Source organism: Microvirga sp. P5_D2 (genome assembly GCF_054049475.1).
The window spans coordinates 1-7,466 of sequence record NZ_JBFUMH010000206.1; the positions used below are offsets into that span (position 1 = coordinate 1).

The window sequence follows — 7,466 nt, forward strand, 5'->3', positions numbered from 1 at the left end:
CTGGCGGTCCGGTGCCGGCGAGCCGGTGTCCCGGGTTCGCCGCACCAGCCTGATGGCGAAGCTCTCGCTGACGGCAAAGTGCCCTGCCGCCGCCCGGCAGGAATGGCCCGCCTCGACAAAGTCGGCGACGCGCACCCGAAGATCGAGAGAATAGCAGTGACCCATGATCCACCTCCCGTTCCAGCAAGTGAATCACAGATCGCACCAGGCCAAAACCCAGGAGTCGAATTTCCAGTCCGATGCTTTAGCTTATGGCTTAGCGTTGGGCTGAGCTTGCTCAGCAATCATGCTTATTGAGCTTCAGCAAGTGAGCATTCTTGAGGGCGGAGGAAAAGTGATAGGCTCAATCCTTGCCTCATCAATACTTTCATAGATGGCTGTCATAACTAACCGATCATTAACGAAGTTGCTTTCTTATTTGTAAGGCAAGCTAAATCCGCTTGGCTCTGAATAACCCGCAAAGCGCGGAGGACCTCCCATGACGATAAAGCAAACTTTGTCTTCTAAGTTGTCGCAACGGACTGCGCTTAGGAGACTTCTTTATTCAGGTTGGGTCTTTGCTGTTGTCGGGGCTATTGCTGGGATTTTGGCTATCTCGGTCCTCTGGCAGTATCACCCAGGTGTCGCCGTTCTATGTATCCCAATGGCAGCGAGTGTCGTTATCGCTCTTACCCTGATGTTTGCTCACCCGGTTAAGCACCGACGCCAGCGGCTCCGATAGAGATACCTGTTTGGTACTTGTGCTTAGAGGGTGCTATCAATCCTCATCAGCTATACTTTTCCATTCAGCAACTTCCTCCTCGGTGGCTGTCCGTTTGCTCACCAGATCAGCCAGCAGGGCAATGGGGAACAAGACGCTTTGAAGCGCAGTGCTGATGAAGCCATGTTGATCTAATTCCAACAGACGGATTGCCAGCTTATCGGGTCGTTCTGAGTCATACTCAATGTCAAAGGCGTGAAATGAACTGTTCTGTCCATTTTCTATCGCAAGGGGAACGTTGAGTGAGACTACTCGCTCCTCAGGTCCAGCAAAACCAAGGCAAGCTTCAGTAGTGCGGTAGTTGCTCATGGTATAAATCGTTAGCCTTCATCCGTCTGGCGACGAATCTGGGGTTTAATCGGCGGGTTAGTTGTGCTGGTTCCTCAACGCTTTGTGGCGAAAAGAAGTTCCGCCATGAAAATGGCACATTTATATTCGGTTGAAAAGATACTATCCAATAAGTTATCTTTTGATGTTTTTCTTATTATAGGAAATTTTATTAAGAGCTTGGGCTTATATTACGCTTTGCATACCTCAGAATAGCATTAGCCTCGTAAGTCTTTTAGATCGATATAAAGCGCGGCTTTCTGAGAAGGTGTTACGCGGGGTTTTTCTCTCGCAAGAGAACATTTATGGGGATATGACCAATCTCATTTGCCTAGAGGCTTTTCGTGAGGCGTCCCGTGACCTTGAGAAAGCTCAACTCAAGTGCCATCAAGCTGCTCTTGATCTGGCGAGTATCCATAAAAAGCTGGAACAGGCGTTAGACCACGCCTATCAGGCGCAGTCATTCGGTCGACTTGATCCCCTGTTCAGCAAGGAGGAGGTCGCACTCGCGCTGTATGAGCAAGCAGCCGCTAAACTCACCGAAGCTGAAGAACGATGGTGTGCTTTGAGGGTCGCCTTGGCTTATGAAAAAAGGTTGATGCAGGACGAGCAGCCGTCGCGTCAGAAACTGAACTGATCCATGCCCATTTGCGAAGTAATCCCTAAGAGAGGATTGTTGGCTTGAGGTATTCGGTTAATATTCCTTTTAGCCATGCCCCAGTACAGTCTCTTCGTCAGCACTCAGCATCATCGGATCAAGTATCCTAAAACCTATGATTTGCCGGATGTTGAATCCGCCCGTCGGATTGCATTGAGAGTGGCGAAGACTTTCATGGAGGTCGTTCCCTACTGGAATAATCTGTCTCCCGACCAACAGGATGAGTTCGTGGTTGAGATTGACGATGAGGGTGGTCAAACCGTCCTGATTGTGCCGTTCAGGGAAGCTGAAGGACCCCTCCTCAGCTAATGGGGCTAGATAACCTCAAGAGGAAACATCCTCAGCTTAACAATGCTGTTGGAGCAGTCTGCGCGATTGCACACCGTAGCCTTTAGGGCGGAATCGCCTTCGCCAATTTCTCAGCCATTTTCTCTGGCCTCAGGTGAGTAGATCGGCTCAACATCCGTGGATCGCCGTGGCCTAGGCTCAGGACTCGTTAATTGAGGTAGAAGGCGACGGCCGCTGCGATGCAGATGGCTGAGAAGAAGGTGTGGGCGCATCGGTCATAGCGGGTCGCGATCCGGCGCCAATCTTTGAGTTTGGCGAACATGTTCTCGACCTTGTGCCGCTGCCGATACAGCGTCTTGTCATAGGCGATGGGCACCTTGCGGCTCTTCGTCGGCGGAATGCACGGCGTGATGTTCTTCTCGACAAGTGCCTCCCGAAACCAGTTGCTGTCGTAGCCTCGGTCAGCAATCAGGGTTGCGCCAGAAGGCAGCGCTCCCAAAATGAGCCGAGCGCCCCTATGGTCGCTCATCTGCCCTTCCGACAAAAGCAGGATGATCGGCTTGCCGGTACCATCGCAGACGGCATGGAGCTTGGAGTTCAGCCCGCCTTTCGTGCGCCCGATACGACGGGGAACATCCCCTTTTTAAGCAGGCTCGCCGCAGTTCGGTGTGCCTTCAGGTGGGTAGCATCGATCATGATCCGCTCGGGCTTGGGACCCTCACCCGCCAAGGCGGCGAAGATCCGGTCGAACACGCCGAGCCKGCTCCAKCGCATGAACCTGTTGTAGAGCGTCTTGTGCGGCCCGTATGCCTTCGGGGCATCCTTCCACTGCAGGCCGTTGCGGATGACGTAGACGATCCCGCTGACCACCCGCCGGTCATCCACCCGAGGAACGCCATGAGCCCGCGGGAAGTGCGGCGAAATCCGCGCCATCTGGCGCTCACTGAGCAAAAACAGATCACCCATTCAGAGCCTCCTAAACCGGAGGCTCTGAATCACACCTTAGCCCAAATTAATAGGTCCTGAGCCTAGTGTTTCTCTGCTGACTGCGTTGGTTGAAGGATGAACCGAGCTGTCAGGAAGCGAACAATATTGGCGACCTGTTCTCCCCGCAGGGTCAATCCGACCGGACCAAACTTGGGATGGTTAAATCCAAATTGAGCCTCGGTTGGAGGAGATGCCCTGATAAACCAGTTCGTGTTACCTGCCATACTGACCTTCACCTCCTCACTTTCAAAGTCAGGAAGTGGTTGACCCATAGCCAATTGGCTTCTGGCATTGCCGAGTTCACCGATCATTTGGTCGAGCTCTCCAAGCCCAAGTACAAGCTGCTGTGGCGCTTGGCCTGCCGTCGCAACCTCGATTGCTACTGCCTTTCTGTCTGGAGTGACTTGGATCCTCATACGTATTTTAGGCATGCCTAGCCCCTTGAGCGGGTCATCGAACCCTGCTGCAAGCAGACGGCTTTTTGATGCCCATGCTGGGTGCGAGGGCGAATCCACAGCCATCCACAGGCCAATCCAAATGTTCTCTTTTCGTTCTCATAATGTGGTAAGCTTGAGAACATGACTAAGGAGAACAAGAATGAGATTTCCTCGTCTGTCCCTGCGTATCTGGAAGCTGCTTGACGCTCATGCCGAAGGGCCTTTGGCGGTTGGAGCATTAGTGCTCATTGTGCTGGCGCTCCTAGTAGCAAAGTATCTTGCCGATCTGTGAACTTAAGACGGAACCAGCATGAGGCTTGGCCGTTGGCGTCATGAAGTTCATTGATTCCCTCTGATAAACTCAAGAGCCTGACGGTGCTCTCTATCAGGCTCATTTTCTTTTTGTTGACGGGCAATCGAAGCCTGCCGCAGTAGGAAATAACATGGGTTAACCGAGTTCCCCGCCACGCCAAGTCATTCCATGCTGATGAGCTTGCTCAGCATACCCGTGACCAGCTTGCGGGACACGAGACTTCCCAACAACGGGCATCATGACTCACGTGATGAGCGTAGTAAGCAGAGTGAGCCAACTCATTCGTTCCCAATCAAGATCGTGGGCAGATTTCAAAGATAAGGTGATTACTTTATCCTAAGAGGATTCAGAGAGCGGCCATGGTTGAGCGCAGAACGAGTTCGGTCATCTTATGGGATACCCTCAAGCTCTCAGCTCAACCTTTGCGGGGGCGTAGCGGCATTCTCGTGGTTGCCCAAGTCGGGGTGCAGAAGGAGAGTGAGAAAAGTGCTGCCCAATACCGTGTCAACTTTGAGCTAAACAGGCACCACGGCCTCATATCCCATGACACTGAAGTGTTGGTGTCAGACACCGAGAAGGAAGGCCCTCGCTGGAGATACTCAGGGCGGCGTGAAGTCGTTCTGGCGGTCAAGGATCATTTCCTTACGACACAACTCTATGCTCACGTGGCAGGTCAGCTCGGCTGGGTCCGCAAAGCGAGCGTTGAGGTAGCTCAAGTCCCTTTAGATCCGTGAGTTATTATCCAAGGCTTTGACCTTTCATCTTCACAGACGAAGCATATGAGGCCCCACCGATGAAGCTCTGGCCTAACATGTCGGCATAGACAAAGGAGCCTTCTCGGTTCCAGATCGTGTAGACAACTGTGCCTGAGCGGGGAACGTCGCCAGTAGGCCAGTCTAGTGAATAGGCCCACACGTTAGGCTGTCGAGATGTTTAAGCTATTCGATTATTATAGCTGGGGTACTTCTCAACGCCTTGGTGCTCTCCAACCTGCGCCTAGTGCTTCTTCCTCTGAACAGAACCACCGCTCCCCGGCAGCCACATTTAGCACTGTCCGCTCGTAATCACGGCTTCCAGGAAGGTGATAAATCCGGTCGCCCTTTTGGTTGATATTCCCTTTGATCTTGCAGTTTGAATTATCAGCAGTCTTCCCTGCTGCACTGTTCAAGATAGGAGGCACCACCGTTGTATTGGCGTCCCGTTTACCCCTTCGCCAATCCCAAGGAGGAGTGAAGGTGCCAGCCCAAAGACGACGTTTCGCTTTTCGGGCGTTATCTTCGTTGGAGGCGTAGTCGGTTCCATACCGACGGTAGGCGAGAGCGTACCCCTCCTGAATGAGCCATCCGTTCAAGTCTTCCCCGCGTAACGAACACACAGCGACAATGCGCTGGTAGCGATCAATGTCTTTCTGCTCACAAGAGACATTTGCCGAACCAATCTTGTCTGACAGGGCCATGGCTGCCGCTTGCCCACAGCGATATGCCTTCCCCTCTTGGTTCTGACATGCTTGGGCGCTTTCAGGTGCATCAACACCGTGAAGGCGGATGCGTGTTCCCCGAATATCGAGAGTATCTCCGTCAATCACGGAGGCGCGGCCAACAACGGTGTCAGCAAGAGCTGGGGTTAGGGACACAAGTGCCGTAAGGAGGGCGATATAGGCTGCTTTCATCGGGCTCGATCAACGTTTTAAGAAGTAGCTTCGGTGAGATATGCATGCACAAGCAAAGAAATGCCCGCAGGCTTACCCTACGGGCTATGAGTCAGCATCTCATGTGAATGCGGATTTAGCAGTTGCCGCCACGACCGCCCGATTTGCAGCCGGAAGCGCGTCCACCACAGCGTGACCCGTCCTTGGCATAATCATATGAGTTTGTGCATGCTTTTGCAGACGAGAGCGAAACGACTGGCGAGAAGATGAACGCCGTGCCGAAAGCAAATGCGAGAAGAAGTTTCATAGAGTTAGCCCCGATGAACCATGGAAATAGGATGTATGGCGATTTAGGTTCAAATACCGCCTTGTTCCATTATTTCCTAACTTGTTGGTTTATTCAAGTATAAATTCATATAGCTCCGCTTTAACCTTGAGTGTAGCTGGATGTATTACCGGTTGCGCGTCAAGGTATCTTGTTACAATAAGTTTCCTCAGGTTCGCTAACCTCTCAGCCACCTTTTCCGGCTTCAGGTGGATACAGCCGCTCAACTCCCTTCAACCATGACGGCCGCTGATGACTGCCGCGTCAGGCATCTCATTCCGCCACGGATCATGAACAATCGCTGTCGAAGTCGTTTGGCTCTGCTTCAACGGATGTAGCGCATCCTCTTAGGCAATGGGTGACTCAGTGCGAGTTCAGCCCTGTCAGGAGGGTTCTTATGAGCTTCGGTTGGAAGAGGGTTTTGCTTGCTGCCGTTGCCACTCTGACACTCGGTGGTGTCGCTCAGGCATCCGAGTTGAGCCTGCAACGTATTGCTGACTACCGCGAGCAGTTCGCTGGTCAAGATTATGGGCAAAGTGAACGCTGGTCCGAGCGTCATGACCCTGATCGCTACTATGGGCGTCCTATTCCTGAGTGGCGGGAGCGACGGTCGCATTGGGGTGGGTACTACAGTGCCCCTGTCGCCGAACGTCCCTATTGGCAGCGCCCTGTCTTCGCTGTGCGAGGCTGGGGCCACCGCGAGAGTTGCAGGATAATCATCAACGAGCGGGTAAACCGCTGGGGCGAGGCAGTTCAGGTGCGTAGGACGGTCTGTCGCTAAACCAACCTCGCAGATAACAGCAGTGGGAACCTAGGACTAGCTCGGCCGTTAGCTAAGCGAGATTCTTGGTTCCCCTTCTGGTAAACTTGAGCCTGACGGTATCGTGCCATCAGGCTCTTTTCTTTTGGGATTAGATAGCCAGAGCCTTGGCCAACTCCTCCGCCACCTTCTCCGACCCCATGTGATTGTAACGGCCCGGCATCCGTGGATCACAGCGTTGTCGCCTCTGGCAGTTCGGACAGATTATCCCACTCACCATTGGAAACGTATATCGCAGTAGTGCGTTGGGTCGGATATGCCATTTACGTGGAGACTGGATCGTGAAGAAAGCAACTTGGCTTTTATCGGCGACACTTATTGGTGTAGGGATTGTTTCTGCCACACCGTCATCTGCTCAAGTCCAGTTCGGCATTGGACCAGATGGCCCAAGTGTTCGAGTTGGTCCTAACGAAGACCGCTATGAGCGCCGCTACATTGAACGCAGACGCAGCTATGACCGGGATGATCTATCAACTGGAAGCATTGATCGTTGCCGAACTGTTGTGATCCGCGAAGAGGATGATAACGGTGATACGATTACACGCCGAGTGAGGCGTTGCCGCTAATCTTGTAGTGCTCCCAAGTGCTTGCTGTGATTTCTGATTGGAAAGCGTCTGGGTGGCGCTGCTGCGCCCTCAGGCCTTTTCTTTGCTTCTAAAGCATCGGACTGGAAATTCGACTCCTGGGTTTTGGCCTGGTGCGATCTGTGATTCACTTGCTGGAACGGGAGGTGGATCATGGGTCACTGCTATTCTCTCGATCTTCGGGTGCGCGTCGCCGACTTTGTCGAGGCGGGCCATTCCTGCCGGGCGGCAGGGCACTTTGCCGTCAGCGAGAGCTTCGCCATCAGGCTGGTGCGGCGAACCCGGGACACCGGCTCGCCGGCACCGGACCGCCAGGGCC

Annotated in this window: 10 protein-coding genes; 5 read left to right on the plus strand and 5 right to left on the minus strand. The window is 53.3% G+C overall.

Annotated features, from left to right (window positions below; all coding sequences use genetic code 11):
- Nucleotides 1-165 (minus strand): IS630 transposase-related protein (locus ACXJKO_RS27985; RefSeq protein WP_457094319.1); only part of this gene is annotated, 165 nt, incomplete at its 3' end.
- A gap of 592 nt (nt 166-757) precedes the next feature.
- Entirely contained in the window at nt 758-1,069 is a 312-nt protein-coding gene (locus ACXJKO_RS27990) for a hypothetical protein (protein ID WP_457094311.1), read from the minus strand.
- Nucleotides 1,070-1,400: 331 nt separating this feature from the next.
- Here ACXJKO_RS27990 and ACXJKO_RS27995 point away from each other — a divergent pair, with 331 nt between their 5' ends.
- Together ACXJKO_RS27995 and ACXJKO_RS28000 are read left to right on the plus strand one after the other, a co-directional pair.
- Nucleotides 1,401-1,724, plus strand: a complete 324-nt coding sequence (locus ACXJKO_RS27995; RefSeq protein WP_457094312.1) for a hypothetical protein — start codon at nt 1,401-1,403, stop codon at nt 1,722-1,724.
- A 75-nt stretch (nt 1,725-1,799) separates the two neighbouring features.
- Nucleotides 1,800-2,054, plus strand: coding sequence for a DUF6894 family protein (locus ACXJKO_RS28000; protein WP_457094313.1), 255 nt, complete (start codon nt 1,800-1,802; stop codon nt 2,052-2,054).
- A gap of 187 nt (nt 2,055-2,241) precedes the next feature.
- Here ACXJKO_RS28000 and ACXJKO_RS28005 read toward each other — a convergent pair.
- Nucleotides 2,242-2,999 (minus strand): IS5 family transposase gene (locus tag ACXJKO_RS28005; RefSeq protein ID WP_457094314.1). Its coding sequence is split into 2 segments (ribosomal slippage): nt 2,242-2,666 and nt 2,666-2,999, totalling 759 coding nucleotides; the frame shifts between segments, so codons are not numbered across the junction.
- Nucleotides 3,000-3,061: 62 nt separating this feature from the next.
- Entirely contained in the window at nt 3,062-3,541 is a 480-nt protein-coding gene (locus tag ACXJKO_RS28010; protein WP_457094315.1) for a hypothetical protein, read from the minus strand.
- Between the two features lie 76 nt (nt 3,542-3,617).
- On the opposite strand from ACXJKO_RS28010, the gene ACXJKO_RS28015 reads away from it, so the two are divergent.
- Nucleotides 3,618-3,749 (plus strand): hypothetical protein, encoded by a 132-nt coding sequence (locus tag ACXJKO_RS28015; RefSeq protein ID WP_457094316.1) that lies wholly within the window; start codon nt 3,618-3,620, stop codon nt 3,747-3,749.
- A 988-nt stretch (nt 3,750-4,737) separates the two neighbouring features.
- Here ACXJKO_RS28015 and ACXJKO_RS28020 read toward each other — a convergent pair.
- The gene (locus ACXJKO_RS28020) at nt 4,738-5,439 is read right to left on the minus strand and encodes a thermonuclease family protein (RefSeq protein WP_457094317.1); all 702 of its coding nucleotides are present in this window, start codon (nt 5,437-5,439) and stop codon (nt 4,738-4,740) included.
- A gap of 1,405 nt (nt 5,440-6,844) precedes the next feature.
- On the opposite strand from ACXJKO_RS28020, the gene ACXJKO_RS28025 reads away from it, so the two are divergent.
- Both ACXJKO_RS28025 and ACXJKO_RS28030 read left to right on the plus strand, forming a co-directional pair.
- Entirely contained in the window at nt 6,845-7,129 is a 285-nt protein-coding gene (locus ACXJKO_RS28025; protein WP_457094318.1) for a hypothetical protein, read from the plus strand.
- A gap of 171 nt (nt 7,130-7,300) precedes the next feature.
- The coding region (locus ACXJKO_RS28030) for an IS630 transposase-related protein (protein ID WP_457092605.1) at nt 7,301-7,466 on the plus strand (166 nt) is incomplete at its 3' end.

Bases quoted from the DNA above. Each gene is read 5' to 3' on its own strand.
- ACXJKO_RS27990 (WP_457094311.1), bottom strand. From the start codon at position 1,069: ATGAGCAACTACCGCACTACTGAAGCTTGCCTTGGTTTTGCTGGACCT.
- ACXJKO_RS27995 (WP_457094312.1), top strand. From the start codon at position 1,401: ATGACCAATCTCATTTGCCTAGAGGCTTTTCGTGAGGCGTCCCGTGAC.
- ACXJKO_RS28000 (WP_457094313.1), top strand. From the start codon at position 1,800: ATGCCCCAGTACAGTCTCTTCGTCAGCACTCAGCATCATCGGATCAAG.
- ACXJKO_RS28010 (WP_457094315.1), bottom strand. From the start codon at position 3,541: ATGGCTGTGGATTCGCCCTCGCACCCAGCATGGGCATCAAAAAGCCGT.
- ACXJKO_RS28015 (WP_457094316.1), top strand. From the start codon at position 3,618: ATGAGATTTCCTCGTCTGTCCCTGCGTATCTGGAAGCTGCTTGACGCT.
- ACXJKO_RS28020 (WP_457094317.1), bottom strand. From the start codon at position 5,439: ATGAAAGCAGCCTATATCGCCCTCCTTACGGCACTTGTGTCCCTAACC.